The 21,704-nt window shown below is 56.7% G+C and carries 13 protein-coding genes; 11 read left to right on the forward strand and 2 right to left on the reverse strand.

The features are described from left to right. Positions 1 to 145: 145 nt before the first annotated feature. Together BLX24_RS14075 and BLX24_RS14080 are read right to left on the reverse strand one after the other, a co-directional pair. A complete protein-coding gene (locus BLX24_RS14075; protein ID WP_071503786.1) occupies positions 146 to 1,804 on the reverse strand; it encodes a glycoside hydrolase family protein in 1,659 nt (552 codons plus the stop codon). Next, positions 1,779 to 3,209: an alpha-L-fucosidase gene (locus BLX24_RS14080; protein WP_083421979.1), complete on the reverse strand. Its 1,431-nt coding sequence runs from the start codon at positions 3,207 to 3,209 to the stop codon at positions 1,779 to 1,781. The genes BLX24_RS14075 and BLX24_RS14080 overlap by 26 nt, the downstream gene beginning before the upstream one ends. A gap of 264 nt (positions 3,210 to 3,473) precedes the next feature. Here BLX24_RS14080 and BLX24_RS14085 point away from each other — a divergent pair, with 264 nt between their 5' ends. The 11 genes from BLX24_RS14085 (at position 3,474) to pdxA (ending at position 21,687) form a co-directional block, all read left to right on the forward strand. After that, the gene (locus BLX24_RS14085) at positions 3,474 to 5,117 is read left to right on the forward strand and encodes a pectate lyase family protein (RefSeq protein WP_071503787.1); all 1,644 of its coding nucleotides are present in this window, start codon (positions 3,474 to 3,476) and stop codon (positions 5,115 to 5,117) included. A 264-nt stretch (positions 5,118 to 5,381) separates the two neighbouring features. After that, positions 5,382 to 8,510, forward strand: coding sequence for a DUF6298 domain-containing protein (locus tag BLX24_RS14090; RefSeq protein WP_071503788.1), 3,129 nt, complete (start codon positions 5,382 to 5,384; stop codon positions 8,508 to 8,510). Positions 8,511 to 8,516: 6 nt separating this feature from the next. Next, on the forward strand, positions 8,517 to 9,905 hold the full coding sequence (locus BLX24_RS14095; protein ID WP_071503789.1) for a glycoside hydrolase family 140 protein: 1,389 nt from the start codon (positions 8,517 to 8,519) through the stop codon (positions 9,903 to 9,905). Further along, complete coding sequence (locus tag BLX24_RS14100; RefSeq protein WP_071503790.1) at positions 9,902 to 10,813, forward strand: glycoside hydrolase family 43 protein; 912 nt, start codon at positions 9,902 to 9,904, stop codon at positions 10,811 to 10,813. Before BLX24_RS14095 ends, BLX24_RS14100 begins: the two co-directional genes overlap by 4 nt. 319 nt (positions 10,814 to 11,132) lie before the next feature. After that, positions 11,133 to 12,971, forward strand: coding sequence for a sialidase family protein (locus BLX24_RS14105; protein WP_071503791.1), 1,839 nt, complete (start codon positions 11,133 to 11,135; stop codon positions 12,969 to 12,971). Positions 12,972 to 13,082: 111 nt separating this feature from the next. Continuing rightward, on the forward strand, positions 13,083 to 14,516 hold the full coding sequence (locus BLX24_RS14110; RefSeq protein ID WP_071503792.1) for a sialate O-acetylesterase: 1,434 nt from the start codon (positions 13,083 to 13,085) through the stop codon (positions 14,514 to 14,516). Positions 14,517 to 14,521: 5 nt separating this feature from the next. Continuing rightward, positions 14,522 to 17,281: a glycoside hydrolase family 78 protein gene (locus BLX24_RS14115; RefSeq protein ID WP_071503793.1), complete on the forward strand. Its 2,760-nt coding sequence runs from the start codon at positions 14,522 to 14,524 to the stop codon at positions 17,279 to 17,281. Between the two features lie 13 nt (positions 17,282 to 17,294). Then, positions 17,295 to 18,434, forward strand: coding sequence for a sialidase family protein (locus BLX24_RS14120; protein ID WP_071503882.1), 1,140 nt, complete (start codon positions 17,295 to 17,297; stop codon positions 18,432 to 18,434). Positions 18,435 to 18,437: 3 nt separating this feature from the next. After that, a complete protein-coding gene (locus BLX24_RS14125) occupies positions 18,438 to 19,586 on the forward strand; it encodes an iron-containing alcohol dehydrogenase (protein WP_071503794.1) in 1,149 nt (382 codons plus the stop codon). Positions 19,587 to 19,594: 8 nt separating this feature from the next. Further along, on the forward strand, positions 19,595 to 20,503 hold the full coding sequence (locus BLX24_RS14130) for a dihydrodipicolinate synthase family protein (protein ID WP_218160693.1): 909 nt from the start codon (positions 19,595 to 19,597) through the stop codon (positions 20,501 to 20,503). A gap of 122 nt (positions 20,504 to 20,625) precedes the next feature. Further along, positions 20,626 to 21,687, forward strand: a complete 1,062-nt coding sequence (gene pdxA, locus BLX24_RS14135) for a 4-hydroxythreonine-4-phosphate dehydrogenase PdxA (protein WP_071503796.1) — start codon at positions 20,626 to 20,628, stop codon at positions 21,685 to 21,687. Positions 21,688 to 21,704 lie beyond the last annotated feature (17 nt).

The raw sequence follows: 21,704 nt of genomic DNA on the forward strand, positions 1-21,704 counted from the left end.
TTAATTACTGACTCCTACTGATCAATCCGGAAGATGAAATCTGTAAGGTTTTACTGACCTGCTAAAATGTTTATACCACATAGGCACATAGAAAACATAGATTTTTAATTTCTTAAGTGTTCTATGTGCCTATGTGGTAAATAAATTAGTTGCTCAGCTGCTTCAGCTTCGCGTCGGCGATGCGGGTGTTGAGTCTGACGCGGACCATGCCCATCGGGTGGTACCGCTGTTTTTTGTCGATGGCGGCGTACACAACCGTAAACTCGTCGTTGCCTTCGGGGATCAGGCAGAGCGGTGTCCGCATGATGTCCCACCATTTCTTCACCTTCGTATGAATCGGGAAGTAATGCGCTTCGGTCCAGTGGATGCCGTCCTGTGACAGCGAATAGCCGAACATGTTGGGCAGATGCAGCCCCCAGTCGTCGGGGCCGCCGTCGAACATGGCAATGTAGAGCCCGTTGGGCAACCGGCTGATGAGCGGATTTTCGATAAACCAGGGGTGCATCGACCGGACCGGGTTGATGGTGGTATCCATCCGGATCCACGGGCCTTCGAGGGTGTTCGACTGCGCCAGACCGATCAGCCAGCCCTGTTTGGGCTTGTCGGGATAGTCTGCCCATTTGGCCCAGGGGAACGCCCCGCCGTAGAGACTCAGCCATTTATCGCCGACTTTATACGGGAAAAACGAATCAACGCCCTGACGGCCTTCCCACAGCTGGGAGTCGAGGCCCGGCTCCATCACAATGCCCAGATCGCGGTAGGGGCCGCCGATGCCGTCCATGCCTTCCTTGACCGACTCACACCGCCAGATACGGCCGAAGGAGTGGTTGGGGTGGATCGTTTTGTGGCAGGTATAGGCAAGGTAAAAGCCGTTCCAGCGGTTTGTTTTTTCGTTGAACACCGGCATATACGACCAGATGGCGCCACGGCGGTCGTTCATCGGGTTGTCGTCGTCGGTAATGGCATACACGCCGCTTGCCTGGTAGATGGTCGATTGGCGGGTCCAGTGAATGGCGTCGCTGCTGGTCCAGTGACCGATGCGGGTTTTGATCCGGTCGTAATACGCCGGCATGCCTTGTTCACCGGCCCGCTCGGTCGGGAACATGTGGTAGGTGTTGCCGAGTTTAACGCAGGCCCCGCCTTCAAACCCGCCCTGAATACCTTCGGTACCGGGCATTCCGTTGGCAACTACCGGCGTGTCGGGCCCGCCAACGATCTCAAACAGGGGTTCTTCGTCGGAGAAGCCTTCGACAATGTAAGGCTCCCACAACCGGCCGTCGGGATAGCCCGCGTCGCGGGGGCTCAGCGCCTGATTGCCTTTGATAACACCTAGGACAATAAAGGGCTCGCCCGTTGGCTGAATAACCTGCCTGCCGCGTCCGTAGGGGAGGGCATACACGTCGACGCGCGGCATACCCGTAACGGTCACCCCGTTGGTCAGCACTGGTTGCCGGTTCAGTAAGGTGGCGGGCTGCGTCTGCCGCGTGGAGTCACGGAACAACCCGATCAGCACCTGAACCGGTTGAGTCACCTGAATCGTAAGCGGCTGACTGTCGCCGGTTTTGGGCATCTGTACGCCGGTCAGCCCCGTGAGTTCGGCCGGAATACGGACCAGACAGTGTCGCTGACCACGGAAAACGTGCCCCATCTCCGCCGTTTTAAAGGTTTTGGCCGCTGGTGAAACAACCGTAAACGGTGCTTCCTGCCAGCGGGCGGGTGCTTGCTGGCCAATTGCCTGCACAGACCAGAGCAGGAGCCCGGCCGCCAGTGCGCGGCACTTATTCGGTTTCAATACGGAAAACATAAGCAGCAATATCAGAAGGGGTTCGGGTTTTAGGGGGAATCGTAATCGTAAGGCCGGTATCGGTCAGCCTGGTGGTGCAGGGCTCCAGATTTTTCAGGCCCAGCACGTTCACCGCTTTCAGGCGACCGCCCAGACTGGCGGGCGTAATTTCCTTCAGGGACAGCGACTTACCGGCACCCGGCCATTCCATCGCAATAGCGTAAACGGTTTTGCCCTTGCGGGTGTAGTAGATCTGCTTTCCGTCGGCCGTTTTTTCGCCGTAGACGCTGAACGGCCGCGTGTCGTAGACCGACTCACCAAATGACCACATCCAGCGCCCGATTTTATACACGACCTGCTTCTGGTCTTCGGGGAATGTGCCGTCGGCTTTCGGGGACAGGTTCAGCAGCAACTGCCCGTTTTTGCTGACCACCTCCACGATTTTCCGGACAATGTCTTCGGCTGTGCGGATTTCCATGCCGTCGGTATAGCCCCATGAGAACGAAAAGCCGGTGCCAATGGAGTAATCGCAGAGCCAGGGCGTTTCGATGATGCGGTCAGGATTGGTGTTTTCGTGGTCTTCCATGCCGATGCCTTTCGGAATGTCTTCGCCTTTATAGGTCACGATCACATCCTGTTTGCGGGCGGCGGCTTCGTTAAAATAATGGGCAAGGTAGGTCTGTATGTTTTTGACCGGCACCTGCTCCAGCCACGCATCATGGTAAATAATGTCGGGGTGGTAGTTGTCGACCAGTTCGTTGCATTTATCCATCCACATCTTGTCCCACTCCTCTTTTTTCATGGGCGAGCCGTAGAGTTTGGCGTACTTCGGGTCGGCTCCGGCCCAGCCCGGCTTGAGCTTGACGTTGGTGTAGTTCAGCTCGTGGTGCAGCGAGGTGAAAAACTTCATGTTACGCTTGCGGATGGCAACGGCCAGTTCACCGACCACATCGCGGTGCGGCCCCATTTCCTTTGCGTTGAAGGGCGTCAGTTTACTGGCCCACATCGAAAAACCGTCGTGGTGCTCGGCGACCGGTCCGGCAAAACGCGCCCCGCCTTTCTGAAACAGTTCGGCCCATTCGTCGGCGTTGAAACGTTCGCCTTTAAACATCGGGATAAAGTCGTGATAGCCGAATTTAGTCAGCGGGCCGTAGATCGCTACATGTCGTTTGTGCGTACCCAGCTTGGCATAATCAGCCTCGTTGTGCATGTGCTGGATGTAATGCTCATTATTATAGGCAGGTACGGCATACACACCCCAGTGGCAATAAATCCCGAATTTGGCGTCACGGATCCATTCCGGAACTCCGGTATGTTTTTCGAGCGATTGCCAGGTTGGCTCATACGGTTTGGGCACGGTTTGCCCGTGCGTAACCCGGCAAATAAAGACAGAAAGGATAGCGGCAAGGATGGGTTTTACACGCATAAATCGTCTGAAAATGGCTATTATGCATTAAAGGTAGGGCGGATTAAAATAGCCCGGGAGGGGATTGATAATATCATACAATCTGTCGAAAAAATGATATAGATATTACCCTTTTTTTTAGCCTTATTTTGAGTTCATTATACGTTCTGATCGTTTGCCCTTATCGGCCGTTGTACAAAAACACACAAGCAACAACAACTATCATTGGCTGACGTGACCTGGTTCGAGCGATAAACCGATAGCCAATCTTACTATAAAACTGACATGAAAAAACGTTTGGTTCCTATTCTCTTTGCCGTTCTGACGGGCACCCTTCCGCACGTTGCGAAGGCGCAGTATCCGACCATTCCGCCTGATGTACAGAAGGCGAGCGATGAGCTGCTGGACGAAGCCCGCCGTCAGTCGGATATTGCCTGGCGGAAAGCGTGGCCGATTATCCAGAAAGAGGCAAAAGAAGGCAAACCATATATTCCGTGGGCGGCCCGCCCGGTTGATTTGCCACAGGCTCCTATTCCGGCGTTTCCGGGGGCTGAAGGGGGCGGGGCTTATTCATTCGGTGGCCGTGGTGGTAAGGTATATGTCGTTACCAGCCTGGAAGACAGCGGTCCGGGAACGCTCCGTGATGCCTGCGAACAGGGGGGGGCACGTTTCGTCGTGTTCAACGTGGCGGGCATTATCCGTCTCAAAAGCCCGCTGATTATCAGGGCACCATACATTACCATTGCCGGTCAGACAGCGCCCGGTGACGGAGTCTGCGTGGCGGGTGAATCGGTCTGGATCAATACGCATGATGTCGTGATCCGTTTCATGCGCTTCCGTCGGGGCGAGACGTTTGTCGGCCGCCGCGATGACTCGATTGGCGGCAACCCGATCGGCAACATCATGATCGATCACGTATCGGCCAGCTGGGGCCTCGACGAAAACATGTCGATGTACCGCCACATGTATAACGACAGTACCGGCAAGACCGTTGAAGACAAGCTGGGTACGGTAAACATCACGATTCAGAACTCGATTTTCTCGGAAGCCCTGGACACTTGGAATCACGCGTTCGGCAGTACGCTGGGCGGCGAAAACTGTACGTTCATGCGGAACCTCTGGGCCGATAACGCCGGCCGGAACCCGTCGATTGGCTGGAACGGAATTTTCAACTTTGCCAACAACGTCATCTTCAACTGGGTGCACCGCTCTGTGGATGGCGGCGACTACCGGGCAATGTACAATATTATCAATAACTACTTTAAACCGGGGCCGCAAACGCCAACCAGCAGCCCGCTCGCTTACCGCATTCTGAAGCCTGAGTCGGGCCGTAGCAAACTGGGGTATCTGACCTTCGGCCGCGCGTATGTAAACGGCAATATCGTTGAAGGAAACGAACGTGTGACGAAAGACAACTGGGATGGCGGCGTACAGGTAGAAGACCTGGCCAACGCGGGTAAATACAAAGACGAAATCTACTGGAAAGAGCCGTTGCCGATGCCGGCAATTACGATTCTGCCGACAAAAGACGCCTTCAGCTACGTATTGGCCAATGCCGGTGCTACCCTGCCGAAACGCGACCCGGTAGATATCCGCATAACGGAGCAGGTGCGTACGGGAAAAATCAACTACCTCCCGAATGTGAAGCTGCCGGAGACGCAGTTTAAACACCGTCGCCTGCCAATCGATTCGTACAAAAACGGTATCATCACCGACATCAGCCAGGTAGGGGGGTATCCGGAATACAAAGGTACGCCTTATGTGGATTCTGACAGCGACGGCATGCCCGACAGCTGGGAGTCGAAAAACGGTCTGAACCCGAAAGATGCCTCCGATGCGGGCAAGGTGCGGGGTAAAGACGGTTATACCAACATCGAGGTATACCTGAACAGTGTAGTACCGGTCGCTCAGGTAAAACCGGGCAAGTAGTGGCGGAATCATCAGCTCTTCGGCTATCTACCCCACCCCAACCCCTCCCCTTGAATTAAGGGGAGGGGCTTTAGAGCCCTGAAACGTACCCCCTCTCCTGTTTTTCAGGCCGGACCGACGATTCGGGAGGGGGCAGGGGGTGAGGTAAAATACGGCTAAGACCCCTACAAACGTATCTCTGGAGGGGGCAGGGGCAGGAATAAGTAACAATAGTAAAAAGCTAAACAGACTCCCGGTGCTTTGACAGTGTAAGGGGTATATCGTATGAATAAGGTCAGATTCCTGATAGGACTTGTTGCCGGTTCGCTGCTGTTGCCTCCTGCTGTAAAAGCGCAGGGGAAAAAGCCCGTGCCGGTACCACCCGTAGCCGCCGCGCGGGACGGGCATTTGACCTATGCCCCCGACGAACGGGGAAACCGCATTCCCGACTTTTCGTATGCCGGATACCAGGCCGGTGAACGGGCGATTCCGACAGTGAACATCCGCGTCGTGGTTCCCGCGCAGAAAGGCGATGCCACGCGCCGGATTCAGGCAGCCCTGGACTACGTCGCGACGCTGCCCGTTGGCGCCGATGGCTTCCGTGGAGCCGTGTTGCTCGGTAAAGGGGTTTTTGAGGTGGCCGGTAGCTTGCGGATTACCGCTTCAGGCGTCGTCTTGCGCGGCTCAGGCACAAAAGCAACAACATTGCTCGGCACCGGTATTTCCCGCGAAAGTCTGGTGGCTGTTTCGGGTAAACCGGATCGCCGGACCGAACCGCCGGTGCGGATCACGAATGCCTATGTGCCGGTTAATGCCCGCACCATTCAGGTGCCCGGCGGACAGCCGTTTGCCGTGGGCGATCCGGTACAGATTCAGCGGCCGTCGACCAAAGAATGGATTCAGGCAGTAGGCACCGATCATTTTGGCGGGGGCGTAACGGCCCTTGGCTGGAAGCCCAGCCAGCGCGATCTGTTCTGGGACCGTACCGTTGTCGCCGTTCAGGGAACTGAACTGACACTGGACGCCCCCCTGACAACTGCCCTGGACTCGGCCTACGGCGGAGGCATGGTCGCAAAATACCAGTGGCCCGGCCGGATTCAGCAGGCGGGTATCGAAAACCTCCGGCTGGAGTCAACCTTTGATAAGGCGCAGCCGAAAGATGAAGAGCACCGCTGGACCGCCATCACGCTGGAAAATGTGCAGGATGCGTGGGTACGGCAGGTGGTGTTTGCCCATTTCGCCGGTTCGGCGGTAAATATACAGGAGACCGCCCGCCGGATTACGGTCGAAGACTGCCAATCGCTCGCGCCGGTGTCAGAAATCGGTAACGAGCGCCGCAATACCTTTTACGTAAAAGGGCAGCAGGTGCTCTGCCAGCGACTCTATGCCGAATCGGGCTACCATGACTTTGCCGTAGGGTATTGCGCTACCGGCCCGAATGTCTTTGTGCAGTGTGAATCGCATGTGCCGTACAGCTTCAGCGGCGGCATCGACAGCTGGGCATCCGGTGTCCTGTTCGACATCGTTACCGTCGACGGTCATGCCCTCCGGTTTGCCAATCTCGGGCAGGACGGGCAGGGGGCAGGCTGGGCCGTGGCCAACAGCGTCTTCTGGCAGTGCAGTGCGGCACGGGTGGAGTGTTTCCGGCCGCCAACGGCCCAAAACTGGGCGTTCGGAACCTGGGCCCAGTTTAGCGGCGACGGCTACTGGGATATGTCCAACGAACACATTCAGCCGCGAAGCCTGTATTACGCCCAGCTTCGGGAGCGGTTAGGCGAAGGCGTTGCGGCCCGGACCATCCTGCTCCCGGTCGAATCGGAAGCATCGAGCAGTCCCAAAATCGAGGTAGCCGCCGCGCTGACCAGACAGGCCGTTAACCCGGCTCCGACACTGGCCGCCTTTATCGACGCCGCTTCGGTGCGCCAGCCGCTTCCGGTCGAGTCATCAGCCAAAACGATTGATGCTATCGGCGTACCGGCCGCACCGGCTCCGGTGCTGGCGGGTGGTATGCAGATCCGGCAGGGGGTACTGGTACGGGGTAATGCCCTGCTGACCGGTCGCCGCCAGGAAGTGCCGTGGTGGAATGGCAGCGCCCGGCCGTATGGGCTGGCGGGGGCCAAACCACACATTACCCGGTTTGTGCCGGGGATGACCGGCCGTGGGTTGACCGATGATCTGGAGGCCATGACCGATTCCATGAAACGTACGAACACAACGGTGATTGACCATAACTACGGCTTGTGGTATGAGCGCCGGCGCGACGATCATGAGCGGATCCGGCGGATGGATGGTGAGGTCTGGGCACCGTTCTACGAACTACCGTTTGCCCGCAGCGGCCGCGAAACGGCCTGGGACGGCCTGAGTAAGTACGACCTGACGCGCTACAACAAATGGTATTGGGGGCGGCTGAAGCAGTTCGCCGATCTGGCCGATCAGAAAGGGCTGGTGCTGATGCACGAAAACTATTTTCAGCATAACATCATTGAGGCCGGTGCCCACTACGCCGATTTTCCGTGGCGGCCCGCCAATAACATTAACAATACCGGTTTTCCGGAACCGGTGCCGTACGCGGGTGACAAGCGCATTTTCATGGCCGAACAGTTTTACGACGTTACCCATCCGGTGCGCCGTGCGCTGCACAAGGCCTATATCCGGCAGTGTCTGACAAATTTCATCGGCAATACGGGGGTTATTCAGCTGATTAGTGCTGAGTATACGGGGCCGCTGTCGTTTGTGCAGTTCTGGCTGGATACCATCCAGGAGTGGGAGCGCGAAACCGGTAAACCGGTAACCATCGGCCTCAGTACAACGAAGGATGTACAGGATGCCATTCTGGCCGACGCCAGGCGGGCCGCCGTTATTGACCTGATCGACATCCGCTACTGGCATTATCAGGCCAATGGCACCGCCTATGCCCCGGCAGGTGGTCAGAACCTTGCCCCCCGACAGCATGCCCGGCTGACCCCGCCGAAGAAGACCTCATTTGAGCAGGTATACCGTGCCGTGCGCGAGTACCGTACGCAGTTTCCGGGCAAGGCTGTGACCTATTCAGGTGACAGCTTTGATAACATGGGCTGGGCGGTCTTACTGGCGGGCGGGTCGTTGCCGAATATTCCGCCGGTCGCCGATGCGCCGTTTACGGCTGAGGTTGCGGCGATGAAACCCGTACAACTACCTGACCAGCCAGCCAGCCTCTGGGCGATGGGCAACGAAAAAAACGGACTGGTGATTTATACCGAAACGGGCGGCTCTGTAACCCTGAATTTAGCGGGGATGTCGGGAACCTATACCGTTAAACGCATTCATCCGAAAACCGGAGCCGTAACCACCCTGCCCGAAACCGTCAAAGGGGGCGGTCTGGTGACGGTGGCCGGCGAGGGCGTGATCTGGCTGAAGAGGATAAAAGAGGTGTAACACGTGATGCATACAACAAAAAAAATACTGGTTATCCTGCTACTATCAGCCCTTTGTGTGTCCGTGAGCCGGGCACAGCTAAAGCCGCTGAAGGTGTCGGCAAACGGTCGTTTTCTGCAAACGGCCGACGGGAAACCCTTTTTCTGGCTGGGTGATACCGGCTGGTTGCTGTTGTCAAAATTAGACCGGCAGGAGGCAGAGACGTATCTCGAAAACCGCCGGCAGAAAGGCTTTAATGTGGTGCAGGTTATGGTGCTGCACACGCTGAACGTACAGAACGCGTACGGGGATTCGGCCCTGATCAATCAGAATGTGGCAAAACCACGGCTGACGAAAGGCAGCTCACCGGCGAATGCGACGGAGTATGATTACTGGGATCACATGGATTTTGTGATCGACAAGGCCGCCCAAAAAGGCATTTACATGGCGCTGGTGCCGGTTTGGGGGGCCAATGTTAAGTCGGGGCATGTGAGCCGGCAACAGGCAAAGACCTATGCCGCGTTTATGGCGAACCGGTATAAAAACCGGTCGAATATCATCTGGCTGAACGGCGGCGACGTGCGCGGTGCCGACTCCCTGGCGACCTGGAACCTGATCGGCGAAACCATCAACCGTGAAGACCCGAACCACCTGATTACGTTCCATCCGCGTGGCCGGGCCTCGTCGACCGAGTGGTTCCACAACGAGCCGTGGCTGGATTTCAACATGGTGCAGTCGGGCCATAAGAGCTATGCGCAGGACACCGCATCAACCGATAAGGTACATTATGGCGAAGATAACTGGCGGCATATGCAGCATGACCTGTCGCTGAAACCGACAAAGCCGACCGTGGATGCCGAGCCGTCATACGAAGATATTCCGCATGGGCTGCACGATTTCGGACAGACGCGCTGGACAGCCGCCGATGTTCGCCGGTATGCGTATTGGTCGGTGCTGGCCGGCGGGTTTGGGTATACCTATGGCCACAACTCGGTGATGCAGATGCATAAGGACGCCGACAAAACCGGCGATTTCGGGGCTAAAACCCTTTGGCGACCCGCGCTGGATGCCGAAGGGGCCGGTCAGATGATCTATCTGAAAAACCTGCTGCTGTCGAAATCGTTTTTCGACCGTGTACCGGCGCAGGAGCTGATTGCAAAACAAGGCGAGCGGTATAACCGGCTGGTGGCCAGCCGTGGGGCAGCCTATGCGCTGGTGTATACCTACACCGGCCGGAACATTGAATTGAATATGGGCGCACTGCCGGGCAAGACCCTGACCGCGTCGTGGTTTGATCCGCGTACCGGTAAGACTACGGCCATCGGCGCCGTGCCGAACACGGGTGTTCAATCGTTTAATCCGCCTGGTGAGCCGGCCAACGGCAATGACTGGGTATTGGTGCTGGAAGCTAAATGAAAGAACTCGCGGTAATACTGATCGGGGCGTTGCTCTGCGGGGCCTGTTCGCCGAAGGCGTACCTGTTTACGTCGTTTCACGAACCGGCCAATGAAGGGCTTCGGATGCTGTACAGCCAGGACGGTTACCACTGGACAGACCTGAACCGCACGTTGCTGAAACCGGCCATCGGGCAGCAGAAAGTGATGCGGGACCCGTCCATGGTGCAGGGGCCGGACGGTACCTTCCACCTTGTCTGGACCAGCAGCTGGAAGGGTGATAAGGGCTTTGGATACGCCAGCTCAACCGACCTCATGCATTGGTCGGAACAGCGGTTCTTGCCGGTGATGGAGCATGAAGCCACAACGGTCAATGTCTGGGCACCGGAACTGTTTTACGACGCAGCTACCCGTCAGTTTATCATTATCTGGGCCTCAACGGTGCCGTATCGCTTTGAGAAAGGCATTGAGGACGAGTTGAATAATCACCGGATGTATTACACGACAACCACTGATTTCAGGACGTTTTCGCCGGCAAAGCTCTTCCTCGATCCTGGCTTCAGCGTGATTGATGCGGTGATTACCAAACGGAAGACAGACGATTATGTGCTGGTGCTGAAAGACAATACGCGCCCGAACCGGAATATTAAAGTGGCCTTTGGAACCCGGGCGACCGGCCCCTATACCGGGGTGTCGGATGCCTTCACGAAGAAGTTCACCGAAGGCCCGTCGGTCGTCAATACCGGTAAGGAGTGGCTGATTTATTTCGATTCGTACCAGGACAAAAAATACGGTGCAGTCAGCACCACCGATTTTAAAACATTCACCGATGCGTCGGCGCGCGTCAGTGTTCCGGAAGGCCACAAGCACGGAACGATTCTGCGGGTAAAAAAGCGGATATTGACCAGGTTGCTGAAGGGTGAAAACTAGTTAAGTTTTTGATTTTTAGTGTAATGGGTAGTGATATGCTGACGGTTGAGCTGTTAATGTGTTAGCCTTAATTACTAACCCCGTGCTTTCGCCCGGGGTTGCTTGCGGAAAGCCAGTGAAACGGGCATGACGATGGTCTCGAAGCACGAATGTGCTGCTTGACGACAATACTTATAGCTATGCAAGGCCGGTTTAAGAGGCTTGCCAGAGGCCCCAAACTGAAGTTTGGGGTTAGTAAAAAGCGACAAAAAGGCTCCGTATCAAACTGCCGAAGCAGAGGCGAAAGGAGAAAAACTAGTTAGTTGTGGAAATTAACACGATGAAAAAAGACATACACATACTCTGCCTGTTCCTGTTGTTCTGTGGCCCGCAGCTTTGGGCCCAGGATACGGTTCGGTATACCGGCACCACGCTGTCGAACGTGGATTACCACCACGGTCAGCTGAGTCCGGTTGTCGGGGTACATAACATACAGGTATTCCGCGCCAACCGCGAGCATCCGGAGTGGGCAGGGGGCAACAACTGGACCTACAACCATGCGCCGATGCTGGCCTACTGGAATAACACGTATTACCTCCAGTACCTGAGCAATCCGGTCGGTGAGCATGTGCCGCCGGGACAGACCCTGCTGATGACCTCGAAAGACGGCTATACCTGGACCAAACCGGCTGTTATTTTTCCCGTCTACCGCCTGCCCGATGGCTTCAAAAAAGCGGGGCGGCCGGAAGTGGCCAGTAAACTGGATGCGGTCATGCACCAGCGGATGGGCTTTTTCGTGGCAAAAAATAAGCGCCTGTTGACGCTGGCATTTTATGGTATTGTCATGGGCCCGAAAGACGACCCGAACGACGGTAACGGCATTGGCCGCGTGGTCCGCGAAATCTACGCCGATGGCAGCATGGGTCCGATTTACTTCATCCGCCACAATTCGTCCTGGGATGCCGGCAAATCGGCGTACCCGTTCTATACAACATCGAAGGATAAAGGCTTTGTGGAGGCCTGCAACGAACTGCTGGCCAACCCGCTGATGATGCAGCAGTGGGTAGAAGAAGCCGACCGGAACGACCCGCTTATCCCGCTCAAAAAAGAGGTAAAGGCGTTCAGCTACTACCATTTGCCCGATGGCCGGGTCGTCGGTTTGTGGAAACACGCCCTTACCTCGATCAGCAGCGACAACGGCAAAACATGGGCCTACAGTCCGTTGCGGGCACCCGGCTTTGTGAACAGCAACGCCAAAATCTGGGGACAGCGCACGGCCGACGGTCGCTATGTGACGGTCTATAATCCGTCGGAGTTCCGCTGGCCACTGGCCCTGTCGACCAGCACCGACGGCTTGAATTACACGAATCTGCTGTTGGTAAACGGCGAAATCTCGCCCATGCGCTACGGCGGCGCGTACAAATCATATGGCCCGCAATACGTGCGTGGCATCGAAGAAGGCAACGGCACGCCGCCCGATGGCAACCTGTGGGTAACCTACAGCATGAACAAGGAAGACATCTGGGTGTCAAAAATTCCGGTGCCCGTTACAGATGTTGTAACGACGCACGCCAACGAAGACTTCAACCAGCTGCCAGCCGGTAACGAACTGGCCAACTGGAATAGTTACAGCCCGTTACAGGCAACGGTAAAAATCGAAAAACAGCCTGACGGCAGCAAGGCCCTGGTACTTCGCGATAAGGATAAGTTCGACTATGCTAAAGCCGAACGCGTGATTCCGGCGTCGAAAAAGCTGACGGTAGCGTTTACGGTGGTGCCGCAGCAAGCCGACAAGGGTACGTTACAGATTGAGTTTCAGGATGAAAAAGGGACTCCCGCCGTCCGGCTGATGTTCGACGCCGACAGTACGTTTAAAGCCAAGGTTGGCTACCGTGACTCGGGGATTCAGAAATACGAAGCGGGTAAGGCATATGATGTCCGCGTGGAGCTGGACCGGGCTAAACGCATGTTCACGATTTCGGTCAATGGCCAGGCGAAGGGCACCCGGTTGTTTTTTGCACCGGTAGCATCGTTCCGCCGCGTGGTGTTCCGGACCGGCGGTGTGCGCCGTTTCCCGGATGCCGACACGCCGACTGATCAGGCCTACGATCTGCCCAACGCCGGCGATCAGGACCCGGAAGCGGTGTATGTGATTAAACGAGTTGTAACTAAAGAGTGAAAGACAAAAGAGCCGCCCGCCGCAGTGTTGAAAGAATGGCCACCGTACGGATCGTCCCGTGGCCGGAACGCGTAGCGCCCGCTCTTTCATCCTTTCGCTCATTAAAAAGATATGATCCGATTCCTCCTTATACTGACTCTGTTAGCATCAGCCCGCGTGGAAGGGGCCGTGGTGTTGCCGCGGATTCTGGGGCATAACATGGTCCTGCAACGGAACAAGCCGCTGACGATCTGGGGCAAGGCCACAGCCGGTGAACGGGTGTCGGTGCAGTTTACCGGTCAGCGGCCCGAAACAACGGCCGATGCACAGGGGCGCTGGCAGGTGGTGTTGCAGCCGCTGACAGCGTCGAACGTACCGGCCGCCATGGTGATCACGGGCACCAATACCATCCGGCTGGAAAACATTCTGGTGGGGGAGGTGTGGCTGTGTTCGGGGCAGTCGAATATGGAGTTTACGATGCGGAAAAACAGCAAGGTGAAGCGGCCGTTGGTAGATGGCCCGAATCCGGTCGATGAGCTGGAGGTTGCCAACAATCCGGCTATCCGCATTTTTCTGGTGAACCGCAAGGAGCTGATCAAACCCGACTCGCTGCACCGTGGCTGGAGCGTTGCCCGCGACTCGGCGTTGCGGTCGTTTTCGGCACCCGCCTACTTCTTTGCCAAAGAGCTGCAAAAACGGTTGCAGGTGCCCGTCGGCGTGATTTCGTCGGCTGTGCCGGGGAGCCGGATTGAGCCGTGGATTCCGGAAGAGGGGTTCCGCGCCGAACCGTTTTTCGCAAACCAGAAGCTGGAAGGCGAGCCAGGGAAGTTTTATGAACCCATGATCCGGCCGCTGGTGCCGTTCGGACTGGCGGGGTTTCTCTGGTACCAGGGCGAGTCGAACTGTTTCCTGAACGAAACAACGACTTATGCCCAAAAAATGAAAGCCCTGATTACCAGCTGGCGAACTGCCTGGCAGGATGCCGGTCTACCGGTTTACTATGTCGCAATCGCTCCGTTTATGTACTCGGAGTCGAAGGGGAATAAAGTGGTACTGACCAGAGAAACACTGCCTGCCTTCCGCGAGGCACAGGAACTGGTGCTGCAACTGCCCAACACGGGCATGATCGTCACGACCGATCTGGCCGACGACCTCACGGACATTCACCCGTCCTACAAGTGGGAAATCGGCCGGCGGCTGGCGCTGGTGGCGCTCAACAAAACCTACGGTCTCACGGAGATAGTTGCTTCGGGACCAACCTTCCGGCAGATGAAACGGAAAGGTCAGGCGGCCGTGCTGACGTTTGACAACCAGGGCACTGGCCTGGTCAGCCGGGACGGACAACCGCTGACGGGATTTGTGGTGGCGGGCAAAGACGGCGTCTTTCATCCGGCGCAGGCCACCATCGACGGCCGTACGGTGGTGGTCAGGGCTGAGGCGGTGCGTAAACCGGTGGCGGTGCGCTTCGGCTGGGACGAAGCGGCACAGCCGAATTTAATCAACAAGGAAGGCTTACCGGCCCGACCGTTCCGGACAGATAATCCGTTGGCCGGGACCTTGAACTAACGAACATGAAACGAGCTTGTCTTTTTCTGATTACCCTGATGGGGTGCTGGCTGACAACCGTCGGGGCGTCGGATACCGGCGTATCGGCGGGTGAGCTGCGGTGCGAACTGCTGACCAATCCGGAAGGTATTGATGCGCTGCGGCCACGGCTAAGCTGGACCATTACCGGCACGGGCCGGGGGATTGTGCAGACGGCCTGTCAGGTGCTGGTTGCGTCGAGCGCCGAAAAACTGGCGGCCAACCAGGGTGATTTATGGGATTCGGGCAAACTGAATACCGCACAGAGCCTGCATATGGGGTATGCCGGTAAGGCGCTGAAAAGCCGGACCCGCTGTTTCTGGAAGGTAAAAGTCTGGACAAACCAGGGCGAAACCAGCTGGAGCGAACCGGCTTACTGGAGTATGGGTATGCTGCATTATGTCGAATGGAAAGGCCGTTGGATCGGGCTGGACCGTGCCTTTGCGTGGGACGATGAAAAAACATTCGCCCGGCTGTCGGCCCGATATTTCCGTAAGGAGTTCACCGCAAAAAAAGAAATCAGTCAGGCGACGGCCTATATCATTGGACTGGGCCTGTACGAACTGTATCTGAACGGCCAGAAAGTCGGCGATCAGGTGCTGGCTCCCGGCCCGACCGATTATACACAGGGCGTTAAGTACAACGCCTTTGATGTAACAAAACTGCTGCGCAACGGCGCGAATGCCATCGGAACCGTACTGGGCAACGGGCGGTATTATGCCATGCGGCAGAACTATAAACCCTACAAAATCAAGACGTTCGGCTATCCAAAGCTGCTGCTGAATCTGGATATTACCTATGCCGACGGCAGCAGGGAAGTAATCACGACCGACGAGTCATGGAAAGTCACGGCCGAAGGACCGATCCGGACCAATAACGAATATGACGGTGAAGAATACGATGCTACCAAAGAACTGACGGGCTGGACCACCGCCGGTTTCGACGATAAAAACTGGCTGAAGGCTGAACCGGTGCAGGAGCCGGGGGGGCAGTACGAAGCGCAGATGAATCCCAACATGAAGGTGATGCAGACCATCCGGCCGGTGCGGCTGACCCGCCTGCCCGACGGACGCTATATCCTCGATATGGGCCAGAATATGGCGGGCTGGCTACGGATGCGGGTAACGGGACAACGCGGCACGCAGGTGAAACTGCGGTTCGCGGAAACCCTGCAACCCGGCGGTGAACTCTACGTCCGGAACCTGCGCGACGCCAAAGTAACGGACATCTATACCCTCAAAGGCGGGGCTGTTGAAAGCTGGGAGCCGACCTTTATCTACCACGGTTTCCGGTACGTTGAGATTACCGGTTATCCGGGTACCCCGACCCTGAACGACTTCGACGGGCGGGTTGTCTACGACGACATGGCTACCATCGGCACCTTCACCAGCTCAGACCCGACGCTGAATCAGATTCACCGGAATGCGTACTGGGGTATCCTGAGCAACTACAAGGGCATGCCGGTCGATTGTCCGCAGCGGAACGAACGCCAGCCGTGGCTGGGCGACCGCAGTACCGGCTCTTACGGCGAAAGCTTCCTGTTCGACAACAGCCGGCTGTATGCCAAGTGGCTCGATGACATTGCACAGTCGCAGAAAGCCGATGGCAGTATTCCGGATGTGGCACCGGCCTTCTGGCGCTATTACGGTGATAACGTGACCTGGCCGGGTACCTACCTGAATGTGGCCGACATGCTTTACCGGCAGTTTGGCGACCTCGAAACGGTCCGGAAGCATTATCCGTCGATGAAAAAGTGGATGCTGTACATGGCAGACCGCTACACCGAAAACGGTCTGGTGACCAAAGATAAATACGGCGACTGGTGCGTGCCGCCGGAAGCGAAGGAACTGATTCACGCGAAGGATCCGGCGCGGATTACCGAAGGAGCGTTGCTGGCTTCGGCGACATACATCCATCTGCTGCAAACCATGGAGCGGTTTGCGCGCCTGCTGGATGTACCGGCCGATGCCGAAACCTTTACCAAAACAGCCACCACCATGAAAACGGCGTTCAACCAGCGCTTCCTGAACCAGACGGCGGGTCAGTACGGCAACAATACCGTTACGGCCAACCTGTTGCCGCTGGTATTCGGCATTGTGCCGGAAACGGTAAAGCCGCAGGTAATGGCCTGTATTACCGATAAAATTCTGAACGAAAACAAAGGCCATATCAGCACCGGTGTCATCGGCACCCAATGGTTGATGCGTGGCCTGACCGATAACGGCCGGACAGATATTGCCTACCGGATTGCCACCAACCGCGATTACCCGGGCTGGGGCTATATGGCCGATCACGGGGCTACCACCATCTGGGAACTCTGGAACGGCGATACGGCCAATCCTGAAATGAACTCCGGCAACCACATTATGCTGCTGGGCGACCTGTTGGTGTGGTACTACGAACACCTGGCAGGGATTCAGTCGGCGCCGGATGCACCGGCGTTTAAAACGATTGTCATGAAGCCGGAACTACCGGCGGGGCTGAATGCCGTTAAGGCTGCCTACCGCTCACCATACGGGCAGATTGTGTCGGACTGGAAGCGGGAGAAAAACAGCTTTAGCTGGAACATAACGATACCGGCCAATACCAAAGCTCTGGTGCATATACCGGCGCAGGATGCGGGCCGGGTGCTGGAAGGCGGCAGGAAGGCTGGTTCGGCAGCGGGGATAAAACTGGTAAAAACCGGGGCCGGACGGGCTGTTTTTGAGGTTGGGTCGGGAACGTATAGGTTCAGCAGCAGCCTGTAAACGAATGATGCATATGAAACTGAATGGAATAAAAGCACTGCTGCCCCTGCTGGTTTGCCTGAGTATCGGGCATCTGAGTCAGGCACAGCTGGCCAAATGGCAAACGGGGCTGATAAAGGACGAGTTTGTGGTGGAGAATCCGCCGTTTCCGGAAAGCCACGCGGCCACGATTGCCGAAACCCACAATGGCCTGGTATCCGCGTGGTTTGGCGGTACTAAAGAGCGAAATCCGGATGTCTGTATCTGGGTCAGCCGGTACGAAAACGGGGCGTGGGGTGCGCCCCAAAACGTAGCCAACGGCATTGTCAACGACACCCTGCGGTATGCGTGCTGGAATCCGGTATTGTACCAGATTCCGGGGGGCGAGCTGATGCTGTTTTACAAAATCGGCCCGAGCCCGTCGAAGTGGAAAGGCTGGCTGAAAACGTCGGCAGACGGCGGGAAAACCTGGTCGGCGGCCAACCCCTTGCCGGACGGGTTTATCGGGCCCGTCAAAAATAAGCCGGTTCTGCTGGCAAACGGTAACCTGATCTGCCCGACAAGCACGGAAGGCGATGGCTGGAAGATTCACTTTGAGGTAACGCCGGATTTCGGCAAAACATGGCGCAAGGTAGGGCCGATCAACGATGGCAAAACCCTGAACGGTATCCAGCCAAGTGTGCTGGTACATAAAAACGGCAAACTACAGATACTGGCGCGCAGCCGCGACCGGGCATTGCTCGAAGCATGGTCGTCGGATAACGGCGAAACCTGGTCGCCACTGGCTAAAACCAGTCTGCCGAACAATAATTCGGGGACGGATGCGGTGACGCTCCGCGATGGTCGGCAGGTGCTGGTCTATAACCACGTGCTGCCCCCCGGCACGCTGGCCAAAGGTCCCCGCACCCCGCTGAACCTGTCCGTCTCGGACGACGGCAAGACGTGGAAAGCGGCGATGATTCTGGAAGATTCGCCGATCAGCCAGTATTCATACCCATCGGTGATTCAGACGAAAGACGGGATGGTGCATGTCATTTATACCTGGCGCCGGCAGAAGATCAAACACGCGGTCGTGAACCCGAAGAAGCTGAAAACCAAAACGATTGAAAACGGTACCTGGCCTGCCCTGGACGGCTATACGCCACCTGTAGCCGGAGAAATTACAAAAGATTAACGCATGACGCAGGCATTACACATACATTTTCCCGGTAAGCTGGTCTTCGGGAACGGCACGCTTTCCCAACTGGCCGGTGATCTGGCCGGTATGGGCAAAAAAAAGGTGTTTATCGTGACCATCAGTCCGTTGCTGGGGCAACTGGAACCCTTGATCGCGCAGCTTACGGCCAGGGGCATTGCGGTGCAGACCGATACGAGCATTGTGCGGGAACCGACCTTTGCCGATTGCCGGGCATTGATGGCCGTGGCCGAACCTTTCGACCCGGAGGTGGTGCTGGGGATCGGGGGCGGCAGTGTCCTCGACGTGGCCAAGCTGGTTGCCGCGCAGCTGGGGAATACCCAAACGCTGACCGACTACGTAGGCATCGGCTTATTGGCAGGCCGCAGCCGGACACTGATTTGTGTACCGGCTACCTCAGGCACCGGCAGCGAAGTGTCGCCGAATGCGATCCTCGTGGACGAGACGGATGGCCAGAAAAAAGGGATAATCAGCCCGTTTCTGGTACCCGACATGGTGTATGTCGATCCGTTACTGACCCTGAGCGTCCCTCCGGCCATCACGGCAGCCACCGGGATTGATGCCCTGACGCACTGTCTGGAAGCCTACACCAACAAGTTTGCCCAGCCGCTGATCGACGTATATGCGTTTGAAGGCATGCGCCTGATTGCCGCGCATCTGGTGCGGGCGGTGACCAACGGAGCCGACGAAGAAGCCCGGTCGCAGGTGGCGATGGGCAGTCTGCTGGGTGGTTTTTGTCTGGGACCAGTCAACACGGCGGGTGTACACGCACTGGCCTACCCGCTGGGTAGCTTGTTCCATCTGCCGCACGGGTTGTCCAATGCGTTGCTGCTGCCGTATGTGATGGCGTTCAATGCCCCGGCCGCACCGGCCCGTTACGCGCAGGTCGCGCTGGCTCTTGGCTGTGAACGGGGGGAGACGGATGAAGAAACGGCGCGGCGGGGAATTGACAAAATACGGGAGCTGAATCAGGCATGCGGCATTCCGGCGCGGTTGCGTGAGGTGAATATCCCGTACGATGTGATTCCGGAAATGGCGGAAGATGCCCTGAAAATTACCCGATTGCTGAAGAATAATCCGCGGGAGATTACCCTCGCCGATGCCATAACCATATACGAGGCCGCCTACTGAAGATGACTATGAAAAAGAAATACCGGGGCGTCATCGTTCCCATGGTTACCCCGCTGACCGAAACATTTGCGTTAGACAAGGCGGGCGTTGAAAAAATTATGGCGAATCTGTATCGCCACGGAGCCATGCCGTTTATTCTGGGGACAACCGGCGAAGCGGCTTCGTTGCCCAATGAGCTGAAACGGGAATTTATCCGGACCGCTGCCCGGGTAAAACCGGCCGGTACGGTGTTGTATGCCGGTATTTCGTCCAACTGTCTGGAAGAGTCGGTAGCGGCTGCCCATGAGAGTTTCGATGCCGGCGTGGATGTGGTAGCGGCGACCCTGCCGTCGTACTATGCGCTTTCGGAAAGCCAGATGCAGCGTTACTTCGAACAGCTGGCCGACAAGGTGAAAGGTCCCATGATCATTTACAACATCACCGCAACGACCCATATGTCGATTCCGCTGGAAGTGCTGGATGAACTGAGTTACCACCCGAATATTGTGGGCACGAAAGATTCGGAGCGTAGCACCGAGCGGCTCGACCGGTCGCTGAAGTTGTGGGCCAACCGCCCGGATTTCAGCCATTTTCTGGGCTGGGCCGCCAAATCAGCCTACGCGCTGATTAACGGCAGTGATGGACTGGTGCCAAGTACCGGTAACCTGTTTCCGTCTATTTATCAGGAAATGCAGAAAGCCATTGCGCTGGGTGACCATGAACGGGCCTATTCGTGTCAGCATCAATCCGATATCTTTGGCAGTCTCTACCAGAGCGGCCGTACACTGGGTGAGTCGTTATGGGCGCTTAAAATACTGATGCAGGAAACTAATTTGTGCCAGTCGCACGTAATGCCGCCTTTGCAGCCGATGTCGGTCAAAGAAGCCGCCGCCTTAATCGCCGGTCTGGAAGAGTTATTGGTTAAAGAGAACGTTTAACATAAACCCCACCCCCGACCCCTCCCCTTAAAACAAGGGGAGGGGGGCAACCCCGTAGGGGCGACCCCACGTGGTCGCCCGAAACCGATAAACCCGACCCCGCGTGGTCGCCCGAAAAAATTATGACAACAAAACCAATCGTGGGCATAACGATGGGCGACCCCGCCAGCATCGGCCCCGAAATTGCGATAAAAGCCCTACTTGATCCGGCCGTTTACGACAGCTGTAACCCGATTCTGGTCGGTGATGCCGGTGTGTTTACCGACATTGCGCAACGGCTGGGCCTTGCCGTCAGTATCCATCCGGTGACGCAGGTAAGCGACGCCTTCTTTACGCCGGGAACGGTCGATGTCTATGACCTGAACAACGTTGACCTGAGTCAGCTGCGGTTCGGCGAGATTTCGGCCATGGCCGGAGGAGCGGCGTTTGCGGCCGTAAAAACGGTGATCGAACTGGCACTGGCCGGTGCGGTAGATGCCACCGTAACCGGTCCGATCAACAAAAAATCGATCAACGAAGCGGGGCACCATTTTGCGGGGCACACCGAGATTTACGCCCACTATACCAACACCAAAAAGTACGGGATGCTGCTGGTGGAGGAGCAGATGAAGGTCATCCACGTATCCACTCACGTGTCTCTGCGGCAAGCCTGTGATCTGGTAAAAAAAGACCGGATTCTGGAAGTAATCGACCTGTTGCACAACGGACTGATATCACTGGGGGAAGAAAACCTGAAAATCGGTGTGGCCGGGCTGAACCCGCACGCCGGGGATTCGGGCTTATTCGGCACCGAAGACGATCAGGAAATCCTGCCGGCGGTCGAAGAAGCCCACCGTCGCGGATACGATGTCGATGGCCCTGTGCCGGCCGATACGCTGTTTTCAAAAGCGGCGACCGGCTACTACGGCGGCATTGTGGCGATGTACCACGATCAGGGACACATTCCGTTCAAACTGACCGGCTTTAAATGGAATGCCGCCAAACAGCAGATGGACAGTGTAAAAGGCGTTAACATCACGATGGGCCTACCCATTATCCGCACGTCGGTTGATCACGGGACAGCCTTCGAAATTGCCGGCAAAGGTGTTGCCAGCCCCGACGCCATGCTGCTGGCCATTGAGTCGGCAGTGAAGCTTGCCAGACAGAGAGTGAAAGAGATAAAGAGTGAAAGTGATAAAGAGTGAAAGAGATAAAGAGCGAT

This window comes from Arsenicibacter rosenii (assembly GCF_001870735.1).
GTDB classification, from domain to species: domain Bacteria; phylum Bacteroidota; class Bacteroidia; order Cytophagales; family Spirosomataceae; genus Arsenicibacter; species Arsenicibacter rosenii.